The 254-nt window shown below is 68.1% G+C and carries 1 protein-coding gene; it reads right to left on the bottom strand.

The window, feature by feature from the left end; all coding sequences use genetic code 11:
- Positions 1 to 254: hypothetical protein (locus ALMP_RS36030; protein WP_264936031.1), on the bottom strand; the 254-nt coding region annotated here is incomplete at both ends.

Below are 254 nucleotides of genomic sequence, written 5' to 3'. Positions count from 1 at the left end.
GCGCCGCCGAGGAACTCGTAGGAGGTGACCTTGGCGGGGCTGTCGGTGACCAGGTCCTCTTCGCGGACCTGGGTGACGACGTACTTGTGGAACCAGTCCTTCACCGGGTTGAGGGCGCCCTTGGGCGTCCAGTACTGCGGGAAGCAGCGCATGGTGTTGGACTCGGGCGAGGCCGGCATCCGCTTCGGCTCCAGGGCCTGGCAGTCGCGCGGCGAGTAGCTGATGCCGATCCGGCCGCCGGTCTCGGTGTCGAT

The sequence above is a fragment of the Streptomyces sp. A012304 genome (assembly GCF_026008495.1).
GTDB lineage: Bacteria > Actinomycetota > Actinomycetes > Streptomycetales > Streptomycetaceae > Streptomyces.
This window is presented reverse-complemented; position numbering and strand designations above follow the sequence as displayed.